The 26,083-nt window shown below is 57.8% G+C and carries 30 protein-coding genes; 20 read left to right on the forward strand and 10 right to left on the reverse strand.

The annotated features are described in order from the left end of the window. Window positions 1–23 precede the first annotated feature (23 nt). Window positions 24–1,070 (forward strand): aldo/keto reductase, encoded by a 1,047-nt coding sequence (locus tag Q0816_RS03770; RefSeq protein WP_298848161.1) that lies wholly within the window; start codon window positions 24–26, stop codon window positions 1,068–1,070. 68 nt (window positions 1,071–1,138) lie between these two features. Here the strand turns inward: Q0816_RS03770 and Q0816_RS03775 are convergent, their stop codons facing one another. Further along, window positions 1,139–2,125: a GlxA family transcriptional regulator gene (locus Q0816_RS03775; protein ID WP_298847820.1), complete on the reverse strand. Its 987-nt coding sequence runs from the start codon at window positions 2,123–2,125 to the stop codon at window positions 1,139–1,141. A 132-nt stretch (window positions 2,126–2,257) separates the two neighbouring features. Here Q0816_RS03775 and Q0816_RS03780 point away from each other — a divergent pair, with 132 nt between their 5' ends. From Q0816_RS03780 to Q0816_RS03795, 4 genes are all read left to right on the forward strand, one after another. Further along, on the forward strand, window positions 2,258–3,172 hold the full coding sequence (locus Q0816_RS03780; protein WP_298847822.1) for a 3-keto-5-aminohexanoate cleavage protein: 915 nt from the start codon (window positions 2,258–2,260) through the stop codon (window positions 3,170–3,172). 65 nt (window positions 3,173–3,237) lie between these two features. After that, complete coding sequence (locus Q0816_RS03785) at window positions 3,238–3,567, forward strand: hypothetical protein (protein ID WP_298847824.1); 330 nt, start codon at window positions 3,238–3,240, stop codon at window positions 3,565–3,567. 8 nt (window positions 3,568–3,575) lie between these two features. Beyond that, the gene (locus Q0816_RS03790; RefSeq protein WP_298847826.1) at window positions 3,576–5,042 is read left to right on the forward strand and encodes a carnitine 3-dehydrogenase; all 1,467 of its coding nucleotides are present in this window, start codon (window positions 3,576–3,578) and stop codon (window positions 5,040–5,042) included. Further along, window positions 5,039–5,797, forward strand: a complete 759-nt coding sequence (locus tag Q0816_RS03795) for an SDR family oxidoreductase (RefSeq protein ID WP_298847829.1) — start codon at window positions 5,039–5,041, stop codon at window positions 5,795–5,797. The genes Q0816_RS03790 and Q0816_RS03795 overlap by 4 nt, the downstream gene beginning before the upstream one ends. A 1-nt stretch (window position 5,798) precedes the next feature. Here Q0816_RS03795 and Q0816_RS03800 read toward each other — a convergent pair whose 3' ends face one another. Both Q0816_RS03800 and Q0816_RS03805 read right to left on the reverse strand, forming a co-directional pair. Then, the gene (locus Q0816_RS03800) at window positions 5,799–5,981 is read right to left on the reverse strand and encodes a hypothetical protein (RefSeq protein WP_117868740.1); all 183 of its coding nucleotides are present in this window, start codon (window positions 5,979–5,981) and stop codon (window positions 5,799–5,801) included. A 79-nt stretch (window positions 5,982–6,060) separates the two neighbouring features. Further along, the gene (locus Q0816_RS03805; RefSeq protein ID WP_298847832.1) at window positions 6,061–6,930 is read right to left on the reverse strand and encodes a helix-turn-helix transcriptional regulator; all 870 of its coding nucleotides are present in this window, start codon (window positions 6,928–6,930) and stop codon (window positions 6,061–6,063) included. 109 nt (window positions 6,931–7,039) lie between these two features. On the opposite strand from Q0816_RS03805, the gene Q0816_RS03810 reads away from it, so the two are divergent. From Q0816_RS03810 to Q0816_RS03820, 3 genes are read left to right on the forward strand one after another with little or no spacing between them, the layout of a single operon-like run. Further along, window positions 7,040–7,243: a DUF2061 domain-containing protein gene (locus tag Q0816_RS03810; RefSeq protein ID WP_298847834.1), complete on the forward strand. Its 204-nt coding sequence runs from the start codon at window positions 7,040–7,042 to the stop codon at window positions 7,241–7,243. Then, window positions 7,236–8,138 carry a fatty acid desaturase gene (locus Q0816_RS03815; protein ID WP_298847836.1) on the forward strand — a complete coding sequence of 301 codons (903 nt, stop codon included), beginning with the start codon at window positions 7,236–7,238 and terminating at the stop codon, window positions 8,136–8,138. Before Q0816_RS03810 ends, Q0816_RS03815 begins: the two co-directional genes overlap by 8 nt. Before the next feature lie 21 nt (window positions 8,139–8,159). Beyond that, on the forward strand, window positions 8,160–9,062 hold the full coding sequence (locus tag Q0816_RS03820; protein ID WP_298847838.1) for an EamA/RhaT family transporter: 903 nt from the start codon (window positions 8,160–8,162) through the stop codon (window positions 9,060–9,062). A gap of 95 nt (window positions 9,063–9,157) precedes the next feature. Here Q0816_RS03820 and Q0816_RS03825 read toward each other — a convergent pair whose 3' ends face one another. The 4 genes from Q0816_RS03825 to Q0816_RS03840 all read right to left on the reverse strand — a co-directional run bounded on the left by Q0816_RS03825 (window position 9,158) and on the right by Q0816_RS03840 (window position 14,013). Beyond that, window positions 9,158–10,504, reverse strand: coding sequence for a DEAD/DEAH box helicase (locus Q0816_RS03825; RefSeq protein ID WP_298847840.1), 1,347 nt, complete (start codon window positions 10,502–10,504; stop codon window positions 9,158–9,160). A gap of 185 nt (window positions 10,505–10,689) precedes the next feature. Then, window positions 10,690–11,619: a glycosyltransferase family 2 protein gene (locus tag Q0816_RS03830; protein ID WP_298847842.1), complete on the reverse strand. Its 930-nt coding sequence runs from the start codon at window positions 11,617–11,619 to the stop codon at window positions 10,690–10,692. Beyond that, window positions 11,616–12,359: a hypothetical protein gene (locus Q0816_RS03835; RefSeq protein ID WP_298847844.1), complete on the reverse strand. Its 744-nt coding sequence runs from the start codon at window positions 12,357–12,359 to the stop codon at window positions 11,616–11,618. Before Q0816_RS03835 ends, Q0816_RS03830 begins: the two co-directional genes overlap by 4 nt. A 49-nt stretch (window positions 12,360–12,408) precedes the next feature. Further along, a complete protein-coding gene (locus tag Q0816_RS03840; RefSeq protein ID WP_298847846.1) occupies window positions 12,409–14,013 on the reverse strand; it encodes a peptide chain release factor 3 in 1,605 nt (534 codons plus the stop codon). Window positions 14,014–14,122: 109 nt separating this feature from the next. Between Q0816_RS03840 and Q0816_RS03845 the strand changes: the two genes are divergently transcribed. From Q0816_RS03845 to Q0816_RS03880, 8 genes are all read left to right on the forward strand, one after another. Further along, window positions 14,123–14,485, forward strand: a complete 363-nt coding sequence (locus tag Q0816_RS03845) for a nuclear transport factor 2 family protein (RefSeq protein WP_298847848.1) — start codon at window positions 14,123–14,125, stop codon at window positions 14,483–14,485. 73 nt (window positions 14,486–14,558) lie between these two features. After that, window positions 14,559–15,338 (forward strand): SDR family oxidoreductase, encoded by a 780-nt coding sequence (locus Q0816_RS03850; RefSeq protein WP_298847850.1) that lies wholly within the window; start codon window positions 14,559–14,561, stop codon window positions 15,336–15,338. Between the two features lie 2 nt (window positions 15,339–15,340). After that, complete coding sequence (locus Q0816_RS03855; protein WP_298847852.1) at window positions 15,341–16,453, forward strand: hypothetical protein; 1,113 nt, start codon at window positions 15,341–15,343, stop codon at window positions 16,451–16,453. A 105-nt stretch (window positions 16,454–16,558) separates the two neighbouring features. Then, window positions 16,559–17,608: a methyltransferase domain-containing protein gene (locus Q0816_RS03860; RefSeq protein ID WP_298847854.1), complete on the forward strand. Its 1,050-nt coding sequence runs from the start codon at window positions 16,559–16,561 to the stop codon at window positions 17,606–17,608. A gap of 80 nt (window positions 17,609–17,688) precedes the next feature. After that, window positions 17,689–18,783, forward strand: coding sequence for an ABC transporter ATP-binding protein (locus Q0816_RS03865; RefSeq protein WP_298847856.1), 1,095 nt, complete (start codon window positions 17,689–17,691; stop codon window positions 18,781–18,783). A 114-nt stretch (window positions 18,784–18,897) separates the two neighbouring features. Beyond that, window positions 18,898–19,680, forward strand: coding sequence for a 5'/3'-nucleotidase SurE (gene surE / locus Q0816_RS03870; RefSeq protein ID WP_298847858.1), 783 nt, complete (start codon window positions 18,898–18,900; stop codon window positions 19,678–19,680). Continuing rightward, the gene (locus Q0816_RS03875; protein ID WP_298847859.1) at window positions 19,677–20,327 is read left to right on the forward strand and encodes a protein-L-isoaspartate(D-aspartate) O-methyltransferase; all 651 of its coding nucleotides are present in this window, start codon (window positions 19,677–19,679) and stop codon (window positions 20,325–20,327) included. The genes surE and Q0816_RS03875 overlap by 4 nt, the downstream gene beginning before the upstream one ends. Before the next feature lie 62 nt (window positions 20,328–20,389). Next, on the forward strand, window positions 20,390–21,562 hold the full coding sequence (locus tag Q0816_RS03880) for a peptidoglycan DD-metalloendopeptidase family protein (RefSeq protein WP_298847861.1): 1,173 nt from the start codon (window positions 20,390–20,392) through the stop codon (window positions 21,560–21,562). Window positions 21,563–21,624: 62 nt separating this feature from the next. Here Q0816_RS03880 and Q0816_RS03885 read toward each other — a convergent pair whose 3' ends face one another. Together Q0816_RS03885 and Q0816_RS03890 are read right to left on the reverse strand one after the other, a co-directional pair. Next, entirely contained in the window at window positions 21,625–22,296 is a 672-nt protein-coding gene (locus tag Q0816_RS03885) for a YafY family protein (protein ID WP_298847863.1), read from the reverse strand. Between the two features lie 21 nt (window positions 22,297–22,317). Beyond that, window positions 22,318–22,623 carry a hypothetical protein gene (locus tag Q0816_RS03890; protein ID WP_298847864.1) on the reverse strand — a complete coding sequence of 102 codons (306 nt, stop codon included), beginning with the start codon at window positions 22,621–22,623 and terminating at the stop codon, window positions 22,318–22,320. Between the two features lie 221 nt (window positions 22,624–22,844). Between Q0816_RS03890 and Q0816_RS03895 the strand changes: the two genes are divergently transcribed. The 4 genes from Q0816_RS03895 to Q0816_RS03910 all read left to right on the forward strand — a co-directional run bounded on the left by Q0816_RS03895 (window position 22,845) and on the right by Q0816_RS03910 (window position 25,362). Then, a complete protein-coding gene (locus tag Q0816_RS03895; protein WP_008758019.1) occupies window positions 22,845–23,060 on the forward strand; it encodes a twin-arginine translocase TatA/TatE family subunit in 216 nt (71 codons plus the stop codon). Window positions 23,061–23,066: 6 nt separating this feature from the next. Continuing rightward, the gene (gene tatB / locus Q0816_RS03900) at window positions 23,067–23,525 is read left to right on the forward strand and encodes a Sec-independent protein translocase protein TatB (protein ID WP_298847867.1); all 459 of its coding nucleotides are present in this window, start codon (window positions 23,067–23,069) and stop codon (window positions 23,523–23,525) included. Next, window positions 23,522–24,403 carry a twin-arginine translocase subunit TatC gene (gene tatC, locus Q0816_RS03905; protein WP_298847869.1) on the forward strand — a complete coding sequence of 294 codons (882 nt, stop codon included), beginning with the start codon at window positions 23,522–23,524 and terminating at the stop codon, window positions 24,401–24,403. The genes tatB and tatC overlap by 4 nt, the downstream gene beginning before the upstream one ends. A 116-nt stretch (window positions 24,404–24,519) precedes the next feature. After that, the gene (locus tag Q0816_RS03910; RefSeq protein WP_298847870.1) at window positions 24,520–25,362 is read left to right on the forward strand and encodes an ATP-binding protein; all 843 of its coding nucleotides are present in this window, start codon (window positions 24,520–24,522) and stop codon (window positions 25,360–25,362) included. A gap of 59 nt (window positions 25,363–25,421) precedes the next feature. On the opposite strand, the gene Q0816_RS03915 is transcribed toward Q0816_RS03910, so the two are convergent. After that, the gene (locus tag Q0816_RS03915) at window positions 25,422–26,066 is read right to left on the reverse strand and encodes an SDR family oxidoreductase (RefSeq protein WP_298847872.1); all 645 of its coding nucleotides are present in this window, start codon (window positions 26,064–26,066) and stop codon (window positions 25,422–25,424) included. Window positions 26,067–26,083: the final 17 nt, after the last annotated feature.

The following is a 26,083-nucleotide window of genomic DNA, read 5'->3' on the forward strand; positions in this document are numbered from 1 at the left end:
TGCCATTTTCAGGAGATTTGATGATGCAAATGAAGCCTTTGGGTCGCACCGGGATCATGGTGAGCGACCTTTGCCTTGGTACGATGACTTTCGGATCCCAGACCTCGGAAGCGGATGCGCATACACAGATGGACACGGCATTGGACGTGGGGATCAACTTTGTCGACGCTGCGGAGATGTATCCGGTCAACCCTGTTTCGAAGGAAACGATCGGTCGCACCGAAGAAATTCTGGGAAACTGGAATGTCGCCAATGCCGCACGCCGGGCCAATTTCGTGTTGGCGACCAAACATTCGGGCGAAGGGTTGTCCTATGTTCGTGACGGTGCGCCGATTTCGGCCAAAACCATTCCCAGTGCCGTCGAAGGGTCATTGCGGCGGTTGCAAACTGATTACATCGATCTCTATCAGTTCCACTGGCCCAATCGCGGCAGCTATATGTTCCGTCAGAACTGGGATTTCGCACCGTCCGGGCACAATACCGAAGATGTTCTGGCTAACATGCAGGAATGTCTTGAGGCGCTGCAAGATCAGGTGGACAAAGGCAACATCCGTGCCTTTGGTTTGTCGAATGAAAGCGCTTGGGGTACCGCGCAGTGGTTGCGATTGGCCGAACAGACGGGCGCGCCGCGTGTGGCGTCTGTGCAGAACGAATATTCGTTGTTGTGTCGTCACTTCGACACCGACCTGGGTGAACTGAGTGTGCATGAAGATGTCGGGCTGATGGCTTTTTCACCTTTGGCTGCAGGATTCTTGACTGGCAAGTATCAGAACGATGCCGTGCCTGACGGGTCACGTATGTCGTTGGTGCCAGGGATGGGTGGCCGGAAATCCAGCCGTGTATTTGACGCGGTTACTGCCTATCTGGACATCGCTGGCCGGCATGGGTTGGATCCGGTGCATATGGCGCTGGCCTGGTGTCGGACACGCGCCTTCATGACGTCAGCCATATTCGGGGCCACGACTGCCGCGCAGCTGGACCATCTACTTGCGGGTGCGAACCTTGAATTGTCTCAGCAGGTGTTGGATGAGATTGGTCGGGCACATCGGGCGCACCCGATGCCGTTTTAGGGGGCTCTGCCCCCGCCGCCCTTGGCGACTCCCCCGCGGTATTTATGGCCAGATGAATTCGGATCAGCTCAGTGATGGGTTGGATGCGCGCGTTCTTGCCTGAGGTCGCGGGCTGACAGGCCGTGCGCGGTGCGGAAGGCGCGGGCGAAGCTGGATTGTGAGGCGAACCCGGTAGAGAGCGCCACATCCATCAACGGCATGTCTGTATCGGTGACAAGTCGGCGGGCCTCGGCCAAACGCAGTTGCAGGTAGTGGTCCTGCGGCGTTGTGTTCAGACGCAGGCGAAACTGCTGCTGCAAGGTGCGCGGGCTGGTGCCCAGGTGATCTGCGATATGGGCCAGCGGCAGGGGGTCATCCAGGGACGCCTGCATCAGCGAATTGGCCTTGGCGGTCAGCGTCGTGTGGCGGTGTGGTGCGCCAGTGCGGCTTTGCGGTTTGCCGGGGTCCGGAGCGCCATCGTACAGGAACAGGCCCGAAACGCGGGAAGCGAAACTTGCACCGTGCCGGGCTGCGATGATGTGCAGCATCATTTCGACTGCGGGAATCGCGCCACCTGATGTCAGGCGGCCTTCCGAGACGGTGAAACGGTCCGGACGCGCATCGACTTCGGGGAAGCGGGATGCGAAATTATCCAAGTCTTCCCAGTGGGTTGTAGCAGGGTGATTGTCAAGCAATCCGGCCTCAGCCAACAACCAGGGGCCGCCGTCGATCCCGGCCATGGTCGCTCCGGTTCCGGCGATCCGGCGCAGGCCGGCCAACAGACTGGGAGTGGCATGACGGGCAAGCTGGAACCCGGCCACCACAATCATCAGGTCGCAGCTTTGCAGACGCGCAAGCGGGATACCGGGTACTTGCAGGGCACTGGTGAGCATCGCGGGCTCGGGGGTCGCGGTGACGTAATCCCAGTCAAAGGCCGGGCGATCCGCCAGACGGTTTGCTGCGCGCATCGGATCCACAGCGGACGCAAAGCTGAGCGTGTTGCATTCGTCCAGCACCAGAACGGCCGTTTTCAGGGCCCGATGCTCGGGTTGCAGTATGTTTTTTGCGGATTGCATCAAGTTCGATTCGCATTCTGCCAAGTGGTTTTCCCAAGGCTGCGTCAGAGTCGGGGCAGAACGCAAATCGGAATCCGGGGACAAGCCTGGGGAAAACTCATGGCAAAACCGGTATAACTTGGGGAAAACGCAATGCCTCTGGAAATGAACCGCGAAGTCTTCATCACTTGTGCCGTGACCGGGTCAGGCGGGACGCAGGATCGCAGCCCTCATGTGCCACGGTCGCCGAAGCAAATTGCCGACAGTGCGATTGCCGCGGCAAAGGCGGGCGCGGCCGTGGTTCACTGCCATGTGCGCGACCCCGAGACAGGCGCGCCGTCGCGCGATCTGGGGTTATATCGTGAAGTGACCGATCGTATTCGGGATGCTGAGGTTGACGCTGTGCTGAACCTGACAGCTGGTATGGGCGGGGATATGGTGTTTGGCGGTGTCGAAAACCCACTGCCGTTGGCCGAGGCAGGAACCGATCTGGTTGGTGCGACCGAGCGTGTAGCCCATGTGGCTGAATGCCTGCCCGAGATCTGCACGTTGGATTGCGGAACGATGAACTTTGCCGAGGCCGATTACGTCATGACCAACACGCCCGGTGCCTTGCGGGCAATGGGCAAGATGATGACGGATCTGGGCGTGAAGCCCGAGATCGAGGCGTTTGACACTGGCCATCTGTGGTTTGCCAAACAGTTGGTAAAGGAAGCGATTCTGGAACCCAACGCTCTGGTGCAACTGTGCATGGGGGTGCCGTGGGGCGCGCCGGATGACATGAATACCTTCATGGCGATGGTAAACAACGTGCCGGATGACTGGACTTTCAGCGCGTTTTCTCTGGGGCGGAACGAGATGCCATTTGTTGCGGCTTCGGTTTTGGCGGGCGGCAATGTGCGTGTCGGGCTGGAAGACAACTTGTGGCTGGACAAGGGTGTTCTGGCCGAGAACTGGCAACTGGTCGAACGCGCTGGCACCATTATCGAAAACATGGGTGCGCGGGTGATCGGGCCGCAAGAGGTCCGCGAGAAGCTTGGGCTGACGAAGCGTGAACCGAAGGGTTGAAAACTCCGCTTGCACGGGGCTGCAAAATCAAAAAGCTCAGAGGCATCGGCATAAGGATTGAAATCATGCGTCGCATATCTCTGAGTGGTGTTGTGATTGGTGCGGCCCTTTTGGCTGCCTGTGGGTCTGGAGCTCAGGTGACAAGCGACCAACCGGTCGTTGCGGAGCGGCAGGAGTGCGAGGCCAATGGCGGGCGTTATGAACTGGGTGGAAGAGCCCGGCAGCCTATTTGCTTTACGCCTTTGCCCGACGCCGGAGCAGCCTGTGAAAAAGCCTCCGATTGTGCAGGGTTCTGCCTGTCGGAAACCAAACAATGCAGCGCAGTGACACCGCAATTTGGATGCATTCCGCATTTGGATGAGGCGGGGCGCACGCTGGTAATCTGTATCGATTAGAGGACAGCATGACAAAGACGGCAGCAATCATCGGGGGCGGTGTCATCGGCGGCGGATGGGCCGCGCGGTTCCTGCTCAATGGATGGGATGTGCGGGTGTTCGACCCGGACCCGGAGGCGGAACGCAAAATAGGCGAAGTGATGGACAATGCACGGCGGTCCTTACCTGGGCTGAGCGACGTGCCGTTGCCAGTCGAGGGCGCGCTGAGCTTTCATGACGACATGGCCGAAGCTGTACAGGGCGCGGCGTGGATTCAGGAGAGCGTGCCAGAGCGGTTGGACTTGAAGCTTAAGGTTTACAAGGGTTTGCAAGAAACTTGCGATCCGGACGCGATCATTGGGTCTTCGACCAGCGGGTTCAAGCCATCGGAGCTTCAGGACGGCGCGTTGCGGCCCGAGCAGATCGTAGTGACGCACCCCTTCAATCCGGTTTACCTGTTGCCACTGATCGAGTTGGTTCCAACCGACAAGAACGCGCCAGAGACAGTAGCAAAGGCCAAGGAACTTCTGACCTCGGTTGGATTCTTCCCGCTACACATCAAGAAAGAAATCGATGCGCATATCGCCGACCGCTTTTTGGAAGCGGTCTGGCGCGAGGCTCTTTGGTTGGTCAAGGATGGCGTTGCCACCACCCAAGAGATCGACGAGGCGATCCGCATGGGCTTTGGCATTCGCTGGGCGCAGATGGGGCTGTTCGAAACCTACCGCGTAGCCGGAGGTGAAGCGGGAATGCGGCATTTCATGGCGCAGTTCGGGCCTGCATTGAAATGGCCGTGGACCAAGCTGATGGATGTGCCCGAGTTCACCGACGAACTGGTCGACATGATTGCCGATCAATCGGACGCGCAATCTGGGATGCATTCGATCCGCGAACTGGAACGCATTCGGGACAACAATCTGGTTGGCATGATGCGCGCGCTCAAGGCGCAGAACTATGGTGCGGGGGCGGTGCTGAACCAGCATGATGCGCTGTTGAAGCCGGGTGCCATGCCTACACTGGATCAGGCAGATCTGAGCCAGCCGATCCTGACCCTGTCCCGTGCCGTGCCGCTGGACTGGACGGATTACAACGGCCACATGAACGAGGCCAAGTATCTGGAAGCCTTTGCCGCCGCCACGGACCGTTTCATGGAGGTCATCGGTTGCGATATGGAGTACATCTCGTCGGGTGGCAGTTATTTCACCGCTGAAAACCACATCCGTTACATCGACGAGGTCCATGCGGGGGCGAAAATCGACGTGCGCACGCAGATGCTGCTGGGGCAGGGCAAGAAGCTGCATGTGTTCCACAGCATGTATGAAGGCGACAAGCTGTTGGCCACAGGTGAGAGTTTCCTGCTGCATGTCAGCCTTGAAAGCCGTCGTCCCAGCCCGCCGTCGCCTGAGATCGAAGCGGCCATGGCACGGATTGCCGAGGCGCAGGACGGGTTGCCTTACCCCGAAGGGGCGGGTGCCGCGATTCGGAAACCTTCATGACCCGGCGCGTATTGGTGACTGCTGGTGCGTCGGGCGTTGGTCGGGCCATGGCCGACGCGTTTGACGCTGCGGGTTATGACGTCTGGGTCACGGATGTTGACCAGTCCGCGCTGGATACTTTGCCGGATCATTGGACCGCAAATCAGGCTGACGTGACCAGTGAAAACGACATGAGCGCTGTTTTTCGAGCCATCGAAGCGGCTGGTGGGCTTGATGTGTTGTGCGCCAATGCCGGGATCGCCGGGCCGACCGATGCGATTGAGGACATTGATCTCGATGCGTGGCGAGCCTGTCTGGCGGTCAATCTGGACGGGGCGTTTCTAGCGGCCAAGCACGCTGCCCCGATGATGAAATCGGCACGGGCGGGCAGCATCATTCTGACGTCCTCCACCGCCGGTCAATACGGCTATCCGTATCGTGCGCCTTATGCGTCGGCCAAATGGGCGGTCATCGGATTGATGAAGACACTGGCAATGGAGCTTGGGCCGCTTGGCATTCGCGCAAATGCCATTTGTCCGGGCGCTGTGGAAGGCCCGCGCATGGAAGGCGTCTTGGCCCGAGAGGCTGAGGCAAAAGGCATGACCCGGGATGAGGTTTATCAAGGCTATGCCTCGGGCACCTCAATGGGGCGCTTTGTAGAAGTGCAGGACATCGCCAATATGGCCGTCTTCCTTGCCTCAGACGCGGCGCGGCTGGTGTCGGGTCAGATAATCGCGGTCGATGGGCATACAGTCAACCCAGACCCGAAACTGTAACTCAGCCCTGATTTGGGCCACGGATCTGGCGGATGGTCTGGCGGACCGCCTGCCAATCCTGTGCCTCTTTCTGGTTTCCGGCAGCTTCGCATTCGCGCATTTTTTGCGCGGCCTCTGCCTCGGCCCGATCTCCGTGCGCAGCATACAGGGCGCGTGCGTATTGAGCGGTTTGAATTGCGTCCATTCCTATGGTCCTCCGTTTGTGGTCGGAATGCCCGATGGTTCGCGCCAAGGGACGATAGCACAGGTTGCGCGCGGCTGCATCATTTGCCGCAGGAAACCGCCGTTCTGAGCTGTCGTAAGTGGTCCGGGAAATCCCGGGCGGCCACAACGGCTTCGCGCACCAGCGTGTCGAAATGGCGTGAAAATGTCTCGATCCGGTCCCGGTCGCGGAAGGCCATGTAATGGCTACCTGCATAAAAAACGCACAGGAGTGGTCCGAAAATTGTCACAGGTGCCGAATAAAGTCGTTTAGCGTCAAAAAGATAGATCCTCATCCGGGGATAGAGCTGCTCACACAGCGCCAGCAGGTGGTCGATTTGCCCTAACCGAATTTCTGGGCTTAGCCCGCGGTAATACCCTGTGGCGCTTGCAAAACTCTCGATCTCGAACAATGGCATGGCAATTTCATAGTCGGACTGAGCGCTGCGCATCCAGGTCAGCCTGTCTTCGGACGCACCGATGGCCTGATCTGCCGTGCGACCCAGATGAGGCGCATATTCCCATTCCAGTACCGCGCGCGTCTTGAGCATGTCGGGCAGCGTGGCCGGGACATAGCGGATCTTGTATCCGGCGGCCTCTTTGTGCCATTCGAAAATTCGCTCATCCACAAGGGCACGTGGGGCTTCGGAAAAGGACAGGGAACCGGCCAAAATCTCTGCTGCGCTTTCCGGTCTGTCGGACAGGCTCAGCAGCCAGTCGGCTGAAACACCAAGCGCCGCGGCACAGCCACCCACCACATGTGCGTTCGGCAGGCGTGCACCATGATCAGCTAACAGTTGAGATACGGTCGAGCGGTCAACGCCGATATCGCGCGCAAGTGCGCTTTGGCTGACGTGCCGTTCCTCCATTGCGCGGCCCAGACGTAGACGAAATTGGGCGGCGCGGTCGCGTTTGTCGATATTTCCCTGCATTTGGTGATTTTTATCATGTTTGATTAATTTTGTTAATCATATTCAGAATATTCAGCACGAGCAATGAAAGGTATCCCCTTTGTAAAAGCAAAAAAGAATGGGGTCCTGAATGGAAACGCGGCGAAGATCTGTCGTGAAAGCAATCGTGTGGAATGCCATGGGGTTGGCCACAATGACACTGGTGGGCCTGATCGCCACTGGCTCGGCCGCTGTTGGTGGCGCATTGGCGTTGGTGAACACTGCTATCGGCCTGACACTGTACGTGATTTACGAAAGAATTTGGGCAGGTATTTCCTGGGGTCGCAATGGCTGAACCCACCACACCCAAGTCACCCGAATGGGGCACGTTTTTCCTGATCGTTGGCTGTTATGCCGCGTGGCTTGCCGGCCTGTTCTGGCTGGCGAGTGCATCCTTATGGTTGGCAGTCCCGGCCCTGGGTTTGGTTGCAGCCCTGCATTCGTCACTGACGCACGAGGTCCTGCATGGGCACCCATTCCGCGCAAAATGGCTGAATGAGACATTGATGGCACTGCCGCTGACACTGGCCATTCCGTATATCCGTTTTCGGGATCTGCATTTGGCGCATCATCAGGATGCCACCCTGACCGATCCTTACGATGATCCCGAATCGAACTATCTGGATCCCAAAGTGTGGTCGGCACTGCCGCGTGGCGCTCAGCTGGTGCTGGCCTTGAATAATACGCTTCTGGGGCGCATGGTGCTGGGCCCGGCCATAGGGCAAGTTCTGTTTATGCGGGATGATATACGTGGAATTGGGCGCGGGGACCGTGCGATCCTGAAGGCCTGGGCTTTGCACTTACCCGGCGCAGCGGTAGTGCTGTGGGTCGTCACACAGTCGGCAATGCCGATCTGGGCCTATCTGATTTCGGCCTATATCGGGCTCGCGTTATTGAAAATCCGCACCTTTCTGGAGCATCGCGCGCATGAAAAATCCCGCGCGCGCACTGTGATTATCGAAGATCGCGGACCCCTGGCGTTTCTGTTTCTGAATAACAACCTGCACGTGGTTCATCACATGAATCCAGCCGCGCCATGGTACCGCCTGCCTTCACTATATCGACACGGAAAAGACAGGTACCTGGCCTGCAACGAGACCTATGTATACCGCTCTTACGCGCAAATTTTCCGGCAGTATCTGTTGCGTGCTAAGGACCCGGTGTCGCATCCGCTCTGGCCAAAGTCCTGATTTGACGACACAACGGGTGACATGAGTATCTGGATCCCAGTCACCATCGCCGCCGCCAGTTTTCAGACCGTGCGTTTCATGCTGCAAAAATCTCTGAGCAGCGTGAAACTGTCTGCCGCTGGCGCGACTTTCGCGCGGTTTGCCTATTCCATGCCTTTGGCAGTTGTCGGGCTCTTTGTGGCGCTGCAGATAACAGGGGAGAGCCTGCCGGCGTTGGGCGGTGTGTTCTGGCTGTACGCGGTTATTGGGGGCACGGCGCAAATTCTAGCGACGATCTGTGTTGTGGCGTTGTTCAAACAACGCAACTTTGCAGTTGGAATTACCTTCAAGAAAACCGAGGTGATCCAGACCGCGATTGTCGGCTTTCTTGTGCTGGGCGATAGCGTTTCCGGCGCCGCGCTGGCTGCCATTCTGCTGGGTCTGATGGCGGTGCTTTTGTTATCAAAAACACCCGGTGGGGACGGGGTCTGGTGGCGGCATTTGACGAATCGCGCGTCTCAATTGGGGCTTGGGTCAGGCGTCTTGTTTGCATTTTCTGCCGTCAGCTATCGTGGGGCGTCGCTTCAGTTGGGCGAATTTGAAGCCTGGTTGCGGGCGCTGATCACGCTGGCCGCGGTCGTGACGTTCCAGTTTGTCAGCATGGGGTTGTGGCTGCTGTGGCGCGACCGGATCGAGCTGCGGGCGGTATGGCAGACACGATCCACCGGAATCTTTGTTGGCCTGACAAGTCTGGGCGGTTCATTCTGCTGGTTCTGGGCTTTCACCCTGCAAAACGCGGCATACGTTAAGGCGTTGGGTCAAGTTGAATTGATCCTCAGCCTGATGGCCTCGATCCTGTTTTTCCGCGAGACGATCACCCGGCGAGAGATCGCCGGGATGATGTTGCTTGGTATCTCGATTCTGGCGCTGGTGCTGACGATTTAAGATGCTTTACGTTTCATCCAAAACCCCCGCATCGAAATGCGCGTTTTATCGAAAGGAGAGGCAGCGTATCTCGAATCAAAGCCAACGCAGAGCGTCTAGCCAGCGCGACGCTCATCAAAGCTCAGGGCGATGAAACTGGGCAGGTGATCGCCCATGCCGACGACAGTAGGACCTTTGTCATCTCTGCGACCACGACCGCGCCCCTTGGGCTCGCGGTCCTTTCTGCCTTCCTTCTTCGCCTCGGGAGCTTTGACTTTTTTCTCCGGCTTCGGCGTTTCGGGCTTGGGTTCTTCCGTTATCGGATTCTCAAGCCGTGGGATTTCTTTCTGAATCAGCTTCTCGATCGCAACCAGTGCCTTTTCATCGCGGCCCGAGCAGATCGTGATGGCCTTGCCCTCACGTCCCGCACGGCCAGTACGGCCGATTCGGTGGACATAGTCTTCGGGGTGGCCGGGTACGTCGAAATTGAACACATGGCTTACGGCCGGCACATCCAGACCGCGTGCAGCCACATCCGAAGCGACTAGCAAACGCAGGGAACCATCGCGGAACCCATCCAGTGTTTTCATACGTTGCGACTGGTCCAGATCGCCATGGATGGCAGCGGCGTTATAGCCGTATCTCTTCAGCGATTTCGTACAGATATCCACATCCGTTTTACGGTTGCAGAAGATGATAGCGTTGGTGCATTTTTCACCCTCGGCGTCGATCAGCGTGCGCAGAACCTTGCGTTTGTTGCTGGCCTCGCGGTCGCGGCGACCACCCTTGAACATGACCACACCTTGTTCGATGGTCTCGGACGCGGTCGCCTGGCGGGCAACTTCAACCCGGGCGGGGGCCGACAGGAAAGTGTCGGTGATCCGCTCGATCTCGGACGCCATCGTGGCTGAAAAGAACAGGGTCTGGCGTGTGAAGGGCGTCAGCGAGAAGATGCGTTCGATATCGGGGATGAACCCCATGTCCAACATGCGGTCGGCTTCGTCGACAACCATGATCTGAACGCCGGTCAGCAGCAGCTTGCCGCGTTCGAAGTGATCCAGCAGGCGGCCCGGGGTGGCGATCAGCACGTCAACGCCCCGGTCGATAAGCGCATCTTGTTCCTTGAAGCTGACGCCACCGATCAGCAGTGCCTTGGTCAGCTTTACATTTTTGGCATAGGTATCGAAATTCTCGGCCACCTGCGCGGCCAGTTCCCGCGTCGGGCACAGCACCAGCGAACGCGGCATCCGCGCACGCGCGCGACCACGGGCCAGCAATGTGATCATCGGCAGGGTGAAGCTGGCGGTTTTGCCAGTGCCGGTTTGGGCGATCCCCAGAACATCGCGCCCTTCCAGGGCGGGGGGAATCGCACCTTCCTGGATCGGAGTAGGGGTTTCGTATCCGGCTTCCTCAATGGCTTTGAGGACCTTCGGGTTCAGGTTCAGTTCGTTGAATTTTGTCATGTAAGTCCGGTTTGTGCGGACACTTGACCTGGCCCGCGCGTATAAGATGTGCCGGGCCCGGATGGCCATGTGCATGATGCGACATTTCGGCTTGCACGCGGACATAACAAAAACGTTGGTCAGGGTCAAATGAAGAGAACTTCACCCTTGTCATCCTGTGGCATGCCAGGGTTTTCAGCAACAATTCAGCAACTTCCGGGAAAGTGTTTCTCTACTTTCTTGTCCAGGTCCAAAGGTCGGTGGCGAATTTGACCGTGACGTTCCAGGTTGGTTCGCACCGTTGCGTCTGTTCCGCTCATTTCATTGTAGAACACGCGCAGGCCGTCCATGCCTTGTTCGGTTTCGATCCAATTCAGTAGTTCATTCTTGCTCAGCCCCCCTTGTTCACGCGGAACATTGGTGGCCATGCCTGCCTGATACGAGCCGCGATTCATTCGGAATTCATAATGCGCAATCCAGTGATCCCAACCCGGGGCATGGCGGTGGCATAGCTCGACCTGAGGGAGCTCGTATTTGCACGGCAGCAGTGTTTTGTTCTGAAACAGGTTGTGGATGCGAAAGCTCAGGTTTTCCAATCCGGCACGCACGAACAACTTTCCTTGCACATGACTTAAAAAACCGCCCGTAACGAAAGCCCCGTAGTTCGGGTAAATCATCTCGACCAGCGCTTCACGCTCGGGACTGCGCGGAATATGCGCCTTGTACAGGTCGTTGTTGCCGGCGAGCGCTTCCATCGGGCGGACGCGTGCGGCCTGAATTGTGTCCGGAACTTCTTGAAGCACCTCTGCAATTGGCGTCGAGGACCAAAGAAATTCGTCCACATCAATATGGGTCAGCCAATCCAGCGGGGTGTTGCGATAGGCGAAGGTGGCATGCGCCGACTGGCGCACCTGATGCTTTTCGGGCCGGGCACGTCCGCGTTTTTCCCAAAAGGCGTCATCACAGACGCGAACCCGAACCTTGGGGTGCATTCTGAGCGCCCGGAACGTGCGGCGGTTGGGTTCATCCATATAAATATACATGAGATCCACACCCAGATCGAGGTGATGGGCCACGAACCGAAGAACGTCCTCGGTTGGTCCCCGGACCATGGAAACGATACCCCAGGTGGTCATCTGCGCGGCGCGCGGGTATCGCGCATGAGCTTCAGACGACGAAAGACACCACCCGGATCCTCGTTCAGTTCGGTCATCAGGTGATCTACCAGAGGCGCAATTGTGGGATCGTTCATCGCCTTGGTCCAGATCGGAGCAATCAGATTGACGTCCAGCCCACCTTTTTCAAAGGAAAACCCCTTCATCTGAAAGGGAAGTGGGACATGGTTCTTGTCTTTGAACTGAAACGGTGTTTCCGGGGCCAACCCTGAGAAAAGCCGCTCGAACTCATAAAGCTTCATCATGCTGAAAAACACGCGCAAGGCATGTCCCACTTCGCGCTGTGTCGGGGTCTGGCCGTGATCCGCAAAGGTCTGAACAGATGACACCAGCCATCGTAGATCAAGCGCGGACAAAAGGTGGTCAGAATGTTCATCCCACAAGCGGCAGAACAGAGCCGGGGCCTGACGCGGGAAGGATCGCTTTCGCAGGTTCGAGATCAGTTGGGCGTTCAGAAAAGCAAGTTCCGAGTTTCCGACAAAGTCCCGCGCGATCTGAACACGTTTGCGATCCCAATTGGTGCTACGCCCGGCCGGCAATTCAGTGGCGCTGTCGGGTACGGTGCGTTTGGCCAGATCATCCAGATCGACGTCCGTTTCGGGCAGCGGCAGGGTGCCGAACTGAAACGGGCTGCGCCGGGCCTCATAGCTGTCCAGCATATCGGGCAGGCCACCGGGATAGGTCAGTTCGTCATCACTCATGCGCGCAGGATTGCACAGCCGGGTTCAGCTGTGCAATCAGCCAGTTGCTTCAGGTCATCATCTCTTTGGTGGCGGTCAGGTTCAGCGCGGGGTAGTCGCGAATCACCCGGTCGATATCCCATTGCAGGCGGGTCAGGTAAACGATGTCGCCGTCATGATCATGTGCGATATGCTGCTTGTTGGCATTCACGAACTTTTCAATCTCGGCCTTTTCACCGCTGACCCAGCGGGCCGAGGTGAACTGCGACGCCTCAAACCGCACGGGCAGGCCATATTCCATCTCAATCCGGCTGGCGAGCACTTCGAATTGCAGCGCGCCGACGACACCGACGATAAAGCCCGAGCCTATCGAAGGTTTGAACACTTTGGCCGCGCCTTCTTCGGCGAATTGCATCAGTGCCTTCTCCAGATGCTTGGCTTTCATCGGGTCGCCGGGGCGCACTGTTTGCAGCAGTTCCGGCGCGAAAGAGGGGATGCCGGTAACGCGGATCGCTTCACCTTCGGTCAGCGTATCACCGATGCGCAGTTGTCCGTGGTTGGGGATACCGATGATATCACCAGCCCATGCTTCTTCCGCCAGTTCCCGGTCAGAAGCCAGGAACAACACCGGGTTCGATATCGCCATTGGTTTTTTCGACCGCACATGGGTCAGCTTCATGCCACGCTTGAAATGGCCTGACGCCATACGGACAAAGGCAACCCGGTCGCGGTGTTTGGGATCCATATTGGCCTGAACCTTGAAGACAAACCCTGCGACCTTCTTTTCGTCGGGGGATATCTGGCGAGGCTCTGCGGATTGAATCTGAGGCTGCGGACCATAGGCACCGATGCCTTCCATCAGTTCCTTGACGCCGAATGAATTGATGGCTGAACCGAACCAGATCGGGGTCATATGCCCTTCCAGAACTGCCTGAGGGTCAAGCTTGGGCAGCAATTCGCGCGCCATCTCGACCTCTTCCAGCAGTTTGTCCAGCAGATGTTCGGGAACGTGTTCGGCCAGTTTGGGGTCATCCAGCCCGTTGATCTCAATGCTTTCCGCAACCTTGTTCCGGTCGGCGCGGTCCATCAGTTCCAATCGGTCGCGCAGCATGTCGTAGCAACCTACGAAATCACGGCCCACGCCAATCGGCCACGCGGCAGGTGTCACGTCGATGGCCAGCATTTCCTGAATTTCGTCGATGATCTCGAATGTATCGCGGCTTTCACGGTCCATCTTGTTACAGAAGGTCAGGATCGGCAGGTCACGTAGGCGGCAAACCTCGAACAGTTTCTGCGTCTGACTTTCCACGCCTTTCGCGCCGTCGATCACCATGACGGCGGCATCCACAGCAGTCAGTGTGCGATATGTATCTTCCGAGAAATCGCTGTGACCTGGCGTGTCCACCAGGTTGAACCGGAAGGTGTCATAGTCAAACGACATCGCCGAGGCCGAGACTGAGATGCCCCGATCCTTTTCCATCTGCATGAAGTCCGACCGTGTCCGTCGTGCCTCGCCTTTGGCGCGCACCTGTCCCGCCATCTGGATCGCGCCGCCGTACAAAAGGAACTTTTCCGTCAGCGTGGTCTTGCCCGCATCCGGGTGCGAGATGATGGCGAATGTCCGGCGCCGGGCAATCTGGGGCGGCAAGGTGGGTTGGTTCGAGGTGTCAAGCATAAACGCGCGTATATGCGGGGAAACCTGCCGAAGCAAGACAAAGGGGCTGGTTCGAATCATACGCCTGTGGCAATAAGAACATATAGTGAACAAAATATGGAGAGGATCAATGAATTTGAAAGAGATCGCCAACGAACTGGTCGCTGGTTGCCGTGAAAACCGGGCCAAGGAAAACCTGTCCAAGCTTTATGCCCCCGACGCCGTTTCAGTCGAAGGGCAGGACTTTCAGGGAATGGGTCGGGAAACCAAGGGGCTCGACGCCATCCGTGGCAAGCATGAGTGGTGGGAAAGCGCTCATGAAGTTTCTGGTGCGTCTGTCAGTGACCCGTTTCCCCACGGCGAAGACCGTTTTGCTGTTATTTTCGAAATACAGGGCAAGGTGAAGGAAACCGGTGACGCCTTTGATATGCGCGAAGTGGGTGTCTATCACGTCGCTGACGGCAAGATTGTTCGGGAAGAGTTCTTTTACTGATCAACGAACCGTTTCTGGTCTTCCCTGTCTGGCCGATGCTAGACATGCGGCAATGACTGACAGGGAGGATCCGATGGATCTGGGAATTCAAGGAAAACGCGCGCTGGTCTGTGCCAGCAGCAAGGGATTGGGTCTGGGCTGTGCCGAGGCTTTGGCAGCTGCCGGCGCAAATCTCGTGATGAATGCGCGTGGCTCTGACGCTCTTGAGGCTGAGGCCGCACGCCTGCGCTCAGAGCACGGCGTTGAGGTGGGGACAGTCGCTTGTGACGTGACAACCGCCGAGGGGCAAGCGCAGGTGATCGAAGCTGCGCAGGGCGTTGATATTCTTGTAACAAATGCCGGTGGGCCGCCGCCGGGCGTGTGGTCGGATTGGGAACGTGGCGACTTCATCAAGGCGCTGGACAGCAACATGCTGACACCGATTGCATTCATGAAGGCGTTGCTTCCCGGAATGATGGACAAGGGCTGGGGCCGTGTGGTGAATATCACCTCACAATCCGTGCGTGCCCCAATCCCTGCGCTGGGTCTGTCAAACGCTGCGCGGACCGGTCTGACCGGTTATGTTGCGGGGACGTCTCGCCAAGTGGCTCCGCATGGGGTGACCATCAACAATTTGTTGCCGGGTATCCATGCGACGGACCGCGCCAACTCGCTGGATGGTGGTGTTGCAGCACAAAAGGGGATTTCCATGGATGACGCACGGGCTGAACGCGCCGCAACCATTCCGGCTCGACGGTATGGCACGCGGCAGGAATTCGGTGCGGTTTGCGCCTTCCTGTGTTCGCAGCATGCCGGGTTCATCGTTGGGCAGAACATTCTGCTGGACGGTGGCGGCACCAACCTGACGATGTAATCATGGCGCAGGGGTTTTCGTTGAAGGATCAATTGTTCAACGCTGAGAAAGTAAACTATCTTAGCAAGTTATTTGCGAACGCTGAACCATCGTTCGATGCCCCCGAGTTTCAGGATCAGGTCATGTCGCGTCTGCCTGAGCTGGAGCTGAAAGAGCGTATGGCCTGGATCGCAGCGTGCCTGCAACAGGCCGTGCCGGGGGATTTGCCAGCTGTCGCTCCGGTGATCCTGCGGGCTTTGCCCGAACCTCTGGACCCTTCCAAATCGGATGATGATTTTGGAGATTTCATCTTTGCGCCTTTGGGCGATTGGGTGGCGGACATTGGGTTGGGTCACCTGGATCTGGCTTTGGGTGTGCTGGAAGAGGTGACACAACGTTTCTCTATGGAATGGGCCATACGACCCTTCCTCAACCAAGACCCGGATAGGGTGCTGGAGAGGATGCAGGACTGGTGTACCCATGACAGCTATCACGTGCGCCGATTGGTCAGTGAAGGCACGCGGCCGCGTTTGCCATGGGGGCAGGCCGTTGGTCTGAAACTTGCAGACCCGCTGCCTTTGTTGGATCGTTTGCATGGTGACAGCACCCGTTATGTGACCCGGTCGGTGGCCAATCATCTTAATGACATTACGAAGAAGGACCCGGATCTGGTGCTGGGGCGTCTGGATGAGTGGCGCGCTGAGGGGCGTCAGACCACGGCAGAGCTGGATTGGATGACCTCTCATACGCTGCGCGGGTTGGTTAAGGCGGGGCATCCCGAGGCAATGAAGATGCTGGGATATGACCCGGACGCTGATATTTCGGTTTCGATTGATCTGAATTCCGAAGCCCGTATTGGTGAAGCTCTGGAGTTTTCGGTCGATCTGAGCGGGTCCGGTGCGCAACCTGTTCTGGTGGATTATATCGTTCACTTTCAACGTCCTGGTGGAAAAACCTCAGCCAAAGTGCACAAGCTTAAACAGGCGGTTCTTAAGAGCGGTCGGTTGCAGTTGACCAAACGCCACAAATTGAAGGGCGACGCCACGACCTTCAAGCTGATCCCCGGTGCACACCGTCTTGAGATTCAGGTGAACGGCAAAATCCGCGCTGGTGTCGATTTCGATCTGCTGGGGTAATACCACATCAGAGTGCTCACGCTTTCGTCAAATTCGCGGCTGTGGATTGCGTAGAAGTGTACGCCGCACTAATTGCAGAGCAGCGATACACAAGGGAAGACTGCGATGAAGCATGAATCGGTGCAGAATTACTATGGTGAAGTCCTGCAGAGCAGCGCGGACTTACAGACCAACGCTTGCTGCACGCCTGACGACATGCCGGATCACCTCAAACGTATTCTTTCGAAAATTCATGACGATGTGCTGACCCGCTACTACGGGTGCGGCCTAATCGCACCGCTAGATCTCGAGGGCATGTCGATCCTCGATCTTGGCTGTGGGGCCGGGCGTGATGTCTATGCGCTGTCTGCTATGGTCGGTGAAAAGGGACGGGTGGTCGGGGTGGACATGACACCCGAGCAACTGGATGTCGCCCGCGCACATCAGGACTATCACGCCGAGGTGTTTGGCCACGCGCAGAGCAATGTGGAATTCCATCACGGCTATATCGAAAAGCTGGATGAGTTGGATCTGGAGCCCGGATCGTTCGATATCATCGTGTCGAATTGCGTGATCAACCTTGCAACCGACAAGGATGCCGTTCTGCGCGGCGCGCATCGACTGTTGAAAGAGGGCGGCGAGATGTATTTCTCGGACGTCTATGCAGACCGTCGTATTCCGCAGGCGATGGCTGAGGATGAAGTTTTGTATGGCGAGTGCCTGTCAGGTGCATTGTACTGGAATGACTTCCTGTCGATGGCTCGCAAGGCCGGTTTTGGCGACCCGCGTCGTGAAACTCATCGTCCATTGACCATCGAAAACCCCGTGCTCGAAGCACGTGTGGCTCCGCTCAAGTTCTTGTCGGCCACGTATCGTCTGTTCAAACTACCCGCACTTGAACCGGCTTGCGAGGATTACGGTCAGGCGGTGATCTATAAAGGTACCGTTCCCAACGCGCCGCACGCGTTTGTTCTGGACGATCACCACGCCATTGACGCTGGCAAGGTCTTTCCTGTCTGCGGCAACACGTGGATGATGTTGCAAGACACGCGTTTTGCTCGCCACTTCGACTTTATCGGCGATTTCTCGACTCATTACGGTATCTTCGAAGGCTGTGGCGGCGAAAGCCCGTTTGAAACCGTGGACGAGGCTACGTCTTCGGGCGGATGCTGCTGATCTCTTGCACCTGAAGGGCGGGGTTGCTATCCCCGCCCAAGCCCGATGGATTTGATCGGGAAAGGCAATGGGGTCCATCGGTGACAGGTAACGCAACTCCTCCGCGTCTGGAAATTCGCAACATTATTCGCCGGTTCGAGGGACGGGTTGTCGTGGATGACGTGTCATTGACCGTACAGGCGGGCAAGGTAACCTGTCTGCTAGGGCCATCCGGCTGCGGCAAATCCACCACTTTGCGGATGATCGCCGGGGTCGAAATGCAGGACTCGGGCGAGATTTACGTCGATGGCAAGCTGATCTGTGACACCTTGTTTCGGGTGCCGCCGGAGCGGCGTGAGATCGGGTTGATGTTCCAGGACTTTGCTTTGTTCCCGCATCTGAGCGTGGCCAACAATGTGGCCTTTGGCCTGAAGGGCAGCAAGGACGAGAAGCGCGCCCGGGTCGAGGAATTACTGCGCAAAGTCGACCTGATGCGGTTCATAGACGGGTTTCCGCATCAATTGTCAGGCGGTGAGCAACAACGAGTGGCCTTGGCGCGCGCCTTGGCGCCGCGCCCCCGGATCATGCTGATGGACGAGCCGTTCTCGGGCCTCGATAACCGTTTGCGTGATGGCATCCGGGATGAGACGCTGGCCATTCTCAAGGAAGAGGACGCCGCTGTTTTGCTGGTCACGCATGAGCCGGAAGAGGCGATGCGGATGGCTGATGAGATCGCCCTGATGCGGCGCGGCAAGATCGTTCAGCAGGGCGCGCCGTACAACGTCTATACCCGACCTGCAGACAAGGCAGCCGTGGCATTTTTCAGTGATGTCAATGTGTTGCGGTCTCAAGTGAATGGGGCGTTGGCTGACACTCCGTTCGGACAATTCCTTGCACCGGGTATCCCGGATGGAACAGATGTCGAGATCGTATTTCGACCGCAACACGTTAAGCTGGATTTCGATCGCAACGGTAAGGGGCCGCTGCCGACACCTACGGACGGAGTCGCAGCGCGAGGCGTTGTCGAACGCGCGCGCTTTCTTGGCAACGAAAGCTTGATCGAATTCCGTATGGACTATGACAACACGATCCTCAGGGCGACGGTTCCGAATGTCTTTGTGCCGGGGCCGGGTCGGGTCATGTGGCTGACCATCCGACGCGACAGGTGCTTTGTTTTTCCCGAGACGAAGGGTTAACTACTCGATTTCCACTCAAGTGGTGCGCGAAAGCCTCAGAATGCAGGTCCACGTCGCTTGCCGCAGCGCAGGCCGGGGTCTATCAAGGGCCAAACGCGGGGGTAAATCGGGCACATGCGTATTCTTCTGACCAATGATGACGGGATCAACGCGCCGGGTTTGATCACGCTCGAAGCGATTGCTGCTGATCTGGCGGGGCCGGACGGAGAAGTCTGGGTGGTTGCGCCCGCCTTCGAACAATCCGGGGTCGGGCATTGCATCAGCTACACGCACCCCACGATGATCGCCAAGCTGAGCGAGCGACGCTATGCAGCCGAAGGATCGCCTGCGGACTGTGTCTTGGCAGGGCTGCACGATGTCATGGTAAACAGTCCTCCGGATCTGGTTCTGTCCGGCGTGAACCGGGGCAATAACTCGGCCGAGAACACGCTTTATTCCGGCACCATTGGTGGCGCGATGGAAGCGGCGCTGCAAGGCGTGCCCGCGATTGCACTGTCGCAGTATTTCGGCCCACGCAATCTGGGGCTGGATAACCCGTTCGAAGCTGCGGGGCGTTTTGGGGCAGATCTGGTTCGGCGCATTCTGGATGCCAATCCGGCAGAACAGGGCGACTACCGCCTATTTTACAACGTGAATTTTCCTCCCGTTCCTGCGGATGAGGTGCTGGGAACACGCGTTGCCGCGCAAGGATTCCGGCGCGACACGCATTTCTCGGTCGAGCCGCACAGCTCGCCGTCAGGACGGCGGTTCCTGTGGATCAAGGGCGGGTATCAGCACAACCCGACTGCACCCGGAACGGATGCGGCGGTCAATCTGGAAGGCTATATCTCGGTCACGCCGATGCGAGCGGACCTGACTGCACATGACATGCTGGGGGCATTGAAGGCGGTCGAATGAGCGGACTGGACCCCGAAACAGTAATGCAGTTCCTGTTTGCCTTGCGCAAACGGGGCGTCACAGACGCCCGCGTTTTGGCGGCGATGGAGCAGATCGACAGGGGTCGCTTTGTGACGGGCCTGTTCTCGGATCGCGCTTACGAGGACATGCCCCTGCCGATTTCCTGTGGTCAGACAATCAGCCAGCCATCGGTCGTTGGTCTCATGACGCAGGCACTGGATGTACGGCCAAGGGATACGGTGCTCGAGATCGGTACAGGGTCGGGTTATCAGGCCGCAGTTCTTTCCAAACTGGCGCGACGGGTCTATACGGTCGAGCGCCACCGGCGGCTGGTCAGCGAAACTGGTAAGCTGTTTGCCGAACTGGGACTGACGAATATCACGGCTATGTTGTCTGACGGATCGTTCGGCCTGCCGGAACAGGCTCCGTTTGATCGGATCATTGTAACAGCGGCGGCCGAAGACCCTCCGGGACCGCTCTTGGCGCAGCTGAAAATCGGGGGTATCATGGTTTTACCCGTAGGTCAGTCGGACGCGGTGCAGCAGTTGATCAAAGTGACGCGCACCGAGACCGGTCTGGACTATGACGAATTGACGTCGGTCCGTTTTGTTCCTCTGCTTGAGGGGCTTGGTAAGGACGAGACGTAACAGGCTTAATGAATTGGTCGCCGGAACCCCGGACAACAGGGGCAGGCGTTGAGGGCAGAATTATGAGTGCAGTATCCAAATCAGCTATGCGTCGCTGCGCGACTGGAGTGGCCGCTCTGGCTATTCTGGCCGGGTGTGAGGGGCCATTGGACTATGACCTGCGTGGGCAGATCGGCGGGTTTTCGACCACTGATGCCGCGCAGTCGGCAACAACGTCACGCCCAACGCCCGACAGCCGGGGGGTGATAACCTACCCGAACTATCAGGTGGTCGTGGCCCGCCGAGGCGACAAGGTGCGTGACGTGGCCGCGCGGGTTGGCCTGCCAGAGGGCGAGCTGTCGCGTTTCAACGGTCTTCAGACGACTGACACGTTGAGAGAAGGCGAAGTACTGGCCTTGCCGCGTTCAGTCGGTGCGGGCAGCGGCGTAGATATCGCGTCAGTTGCCGGAGCCGCGATTGATCAGGCCCCGGAATCGGGGGGAGTCCGGACCACGACGCTGGAACCTGCAAAACCTGCGCCAACCCAGGCACCTGTTGCATCCGGGCCGGAACCGGTCCGGCACAAGGTCAAGCGAGGCGAGACGGCCTATACGATTTCGCGCCTCTACCAGGTGCCGGTCGAGTCGCTGGCGGAATGGAATGGCCTGGGGTCGGATTTCACTGTGCGTGAAGGTCAGTTTCTGTTGATCCCGGTCAAAAACCAGCCTGCGCCACGTCAAAGCGCTGCTGCCGCGGCACCCGTTGCGGCAACCGAAGTCACGGAGCCGGGGCAGGGTTCACCCACTCCGACCCCTCCAAGTGCTGCGCAGCCTTTGCCCGACGAAGCGGTCGCGCCGCTGGCTGAAGCCCCCGATGTGACGGCCGAAGCGCCGACAAATACGCGATCGACGGCTTTGTCCCTGCCGGTCAGTGGCAACATCATTCGCGGCTATAGCAAGGGCAAGAATGAAGGCATTGACATAGCCGCGGCTCCGGGCACGGCTGTTACTGCGGCCGACGCGGGCACAGTGGCGGCAATTACTGCTGATGCGGACCAGGTGCCGATCATCGTGGTCAAGCACAAAAACGATCTGCTGACGGTTTATGCCAATGTCGATGATATCACCGTCAAGAAAGGTGATCGAGTGAGACGAGGTCAGAAATTGGCGCAGCTGCGGGGTGGAGACAACGCCTATGTGCATTTCGAAGTGCGCAAAGGGTTCGAATCCGTCGATCCCGATCCTTACCTGAAGTAAGGATGAATGGTCCGAATCGGGTTATACTGCTGGCGGGGTTATTTTTGAAAAGATGAATTTTATCAGGCGTTTGGGTCATAATCGCTCAGACGTTTTCCGGGCTCGTCTGCGAAAAGTTCCGGTAGTGGTGATACGGAATCAATCAAGTCTATGCGGAAGACACGGAAGCCCTGACGCAATTCGCACCAAGCGGTCAGGGTCCAGACACGTCCCCAGTATTCCATATGTAACGGGCGAACGATGCGTTCGGTCAAAACGCCGTCAATGCGGCGGTAGGACAAATAGAGTTTCTGGCGGGATTTGATCGCTGCGCGGATCGGCGCCATATGTGCCAGCCCGCGTGCGGCATCGGCAAAGGGGTAGACCGCGAATTTCCACGTATCGGCTTCGGCCACTACCTGCGTCGGCAGAACAGCATCAATTTTTTCCGCCAGAGAATTGGCGGCGGCTTTCAGGTCAGGGTCTGCGGCCTCGGCTACGATCGCCATGCCGAGGTTCAGCGCTTCAAGCTCGGCCGGGGTCAGGTTCAGTGGTGGCAGAGTGATCTGCTCGCGCACCATGTAACCAACACCGCGCTCACCTTCTACCGGTACGCCCGAGGCCACCAGTGTATCCATGTCGCGATAGATGGTACGGACCGACACCTCGAGCCGGTCCGCGATGTCCTGCGCGCGGTGCAGTTTGCCGTCGCGCAGGATCTGGATGATATCGAACAGGCGGTCAGTGCGGCGCATGGCACGCCACCCAAACCGCACCTAGGCAGTCATGTTCCATAGCACAGTCTCGTGGCGCATCTGAACGCTATCTGGATTGATGGCGGCCATCATGCCTGCAGCACATTTCTGTTTCGGAAACTGCGCTGCGGCTTTTTGAGCGGCCTTCATATCCGTCCAGACAACATAGTCGGTCCAGCGACCGTCTTCGCCCTGGCTGAGTTGCCTGTGGGCAAAGCCCGGTGCGCTGCGCACAAAGGCCTCAGAGGCCTGACTGAGTTTCACGAACTCTTCCGGCGTGGTACCATTGGCAAGGGTAAAGGTGACGATTTCAGCGACATGGGTCATTTGGTTCTCCGTTGACCTAGTTTCGATATCGTCGTTCTAGCCATGATCAACTGACATAAACCTGTCAGTTGAAAAAAGCGAGTCCGTAAATTTCTCGAGATCAGTTCGATTTTTGGCTTCATTTCGGGGCTGGTCTCTTTTGAGAAGTGGCATCCGAGCGTAAACACGAACCAGTTTATATTCCCGGCGCACAAGAGTGCCGATGAAAAAGGAGAAATGACATGCTCAACAATATAGGCCTTCCCGGTCTTCTTCTGATCGCAGTAGTGGTTTTGGTTCTGTTTGGCCGTGGCAAAATCAGTTCGCTGATGGGTGAAGTCGGCAAAGGTATTACCGCGTTCAAGAAGGGCGTGAAGGACGGTTCGGAAGAGTTGGAGCAGGACGCATCCGAATTGGCCAAGGACGTCACACCCGAGACCGACAAAGACAAGGTGTAAGCCCGGATGTTTGATCTGGGCTGGACCGAACTTCTGGTCATTGGCATCGTTGCCCTGATCGTTGTGGGGCCGAAGGACCTGCCGGTGTTGTTCCGCAATGTCGGGCGTTTCGTCGGCAAGGCGCGTGGAATGGCGCGCGAGTTCAGCAGCGCCATGAACGAGGCTGCCGATCAGGCCGGGGTGAATGAGATCAAGAAGGGTCTCGACGCTGCCACAAACCCGGTCGGTTCGGCCATGGACGGTGTCAAACAAGCCGCGCAGGACATGGCAAAAAGCATCGATCCTACCAAGTTCGATCCTGATAGCGAAACCGGTAAACTGGCGACAGAGCGGGCTGAGCAGGCCAAGAAAATCCAAGCCTCCACCGCCCGTGCCGCGGCCGAGCGCAAGGCCAAAGAAGCCGCCGACGCACTTGCAAAGGCCGAAGAAGCCGAAGCCGCGCTGAACACTGAAAGCAAGACATGAGCAAAACCGACGAGATTGACGATTCCTCGGCCCCGTTGATCGAGCATCTGACGGAACTGCGCACGCGTTTGATCCATAGTGTCGTGGCTTTTCTGATCGGTATGATCATCTGTTTCACAGTGGCCACACCGATCTTCAACTTTCTGACCAATCCTCTGTGTCAAGTACTGGCAGATCGCGGGCAGGATTGCGGGCTGATCTTCATCTCGCCGCAGGAAGGGTTCTTTGTCGCGATCAAGGTCTCCTTGCTGGGCGGGTTCATTCTGGCGTTTCCTTATATCGGGATGCAGATGTGGCGCTTTGTAGCGCCCGGTCTGTACAAGACAGAAAAGAACGCATTCCTGCCCTTCATGCTGGCCTCGCCCTTCATGTTTCTTCTGGGTGCGAGCTTTGCGTTCTATGTCGTCACGCCGCTAGCCTATGACTTCTTCCTTGGGTTCCAGCAATTCGGGACTGAAGGTGAAGCTGTGGCCGATGGTGCAACCTCAGCGCCGCTGAGCGTAGTGTTTCAGGGTTCGGCACAGGAATACCTGAATCTGACGATCAAGTTCATCGTTGCCTTTGGACTTTGCTTCCAATTGCCGGTTCTTCTGACCCTTATGGGTAAGGCGGGGCTGGTCAGTGCCGAAGGATTGGGTGCCGTACGAAAATATGCAGTCGTCGGTATTCTGGTTTTGGCGGCTGTTGTGACGCCCCCTGACGTGATCACCCAGATCATTCTCTTTGTCGTGGTCTACGGTCTCTACGAGATTTCGATCTTCCTTGTCGCCCGTGTCGAAAAGAAGCGTGAAGAGCAACTGCGCGCCGACGGGTATTACGACGATGACGAGGCGGAAGCAGACGAAGACCTGATGCAGGAATTCGAAGACGAGAAGTAATCTGCTGAGAAATCTAAAAAGGCGCGCTCCAGCCGGGCGCGCCTTTTTCGTTGGCGGGCCTTGTTGCGCCAACAAGATCATGCTTTGAACCCATGCAGAATTGACCGGAGGAGCCGATGGACGACCAAACCTTGAATCGTATAGCTGCCGCGTTGGAACGCATGGCGCCGGCCCCTCTGGCTACACCGGATTTCAACGCGGCCCCGGCTTTTGTCTGGCATGTGGAACCGGAACGGTTGATACCGGTTGAACAGGTCAATCGCGTCGATCTGGACCTGTTGGTGGGCATCAATCGGTCGCGCGACACGTTGCTCGACAATACACGCCGGTTTGCAGCTGGCTACAAGGCAAACAATGCGTTGTTGTGGGGCGCACGGGGCATGGGGAAATCCAGTCTTGTGAAAGCTGTTCATGGTACGCTAAGCGCGGACCATCCCAACCTGAAACTTGTCGAGCTGCAACGCGAGGACATGGCCTCGGTCGCCCGCCTGTTGAACCACCTGCGCGCGGCACCTTACCGGTTCATTCTGTTCTGCGATGATCTCTCGTTCAGCCACGACGACCAGCACTACAAGTCGCTCAAGGCTGTTCTGGATGGCGGCATCGAAGGCCGCCCCGAAAATGTGGTGTTTTACGCGACCTCGAACCGCCGCCACTTGATGCCGCGAGATATGATCGAAAACGAACGCTCCAGCGCCATCAATCCGTCTGAAGCGGTCGAGGAAAAAGTGTCTCTGTCGGATCGCTTCGGACTGTGGTTGGGATTCCATCCCTGCGATCAAGACGAGTATCTTGCCATGATCGATCGCTATTGCGCGGCTTATGGCGTTTCAGTCGATGCGGAAACCCTGCGCGCCGAAGCAATCGAATGGCAGGCCACACGCGGTTCGCGCTCGGGCCGTGTCGCCTGGCAGTTCTTCGTCGATCTGGCTGGGCGCAACGGTGCTCATATCGCCTGATCCCAGCTTCATCTGGCTAAAAATACCTCCTCCGGAGGCATGGCCTGCCAGGGCTATTCCTAAAGCAGTGCCAAGATCCGAGCCGCTTCATCTGCAGTGTTATTCAGCCCATCCCTGTCTTCCCCGGGATGGAACCGTGCGCGCACGGCCGTAGGCATCGGCGCAGGCTCAATAATTGAAACGCGCGGTCCGGTGCGTTCGGTCTCGGCCGCCCAACTGCGGGCCAGAGCCATTTGCGCGGCCTTGGTGGCACCATATATGCCATAGAACTTCTCACCAGCTTTTGGGTCATCAAAAAACACCGCGTGGCCGTTTTCACCCAACAGGGGCGTGACATACGGGATCAAAACCGAAGTCGCGTTTGCATTGGTATTGATGGCCTTTGTCCATTCCTTTGGATCGACAAAGTGCACCGGTGTCAGTGCTGAAGTGTGGATTGCCGTGTGCAGCCACAAATCCACCTTGCCCCAACGGTCATGAATGCCCCGACAGAGGGTCGCCATGGCGTTCGGATCCGTGATGTCCATGGGGGCCAGAGTGGCTGAACCGCCCTTGGCGTTGATACGGTCATCCAGCTCTTCCAGCCCGCCGGTGGTGCGGGCGACAGCGACGATGTGGTATTCGGGTGCCAACGCTTCGGCAAGGGCAGCGCCCAACCCGCGAGAGGCCCCGGTGACAAGGGCGATTTTGGTCTGATCGGTCATGGCTGCGGTTTGAACCG

This window comes from uncultured Ruegeria sp., assembly GCF_947497005.1.
Lineage (GTDB): Bacteria > Pseudomonadota > Alphaproteobacteria > Rhodobacterales > Rhodobacteraceae > Ruegeria.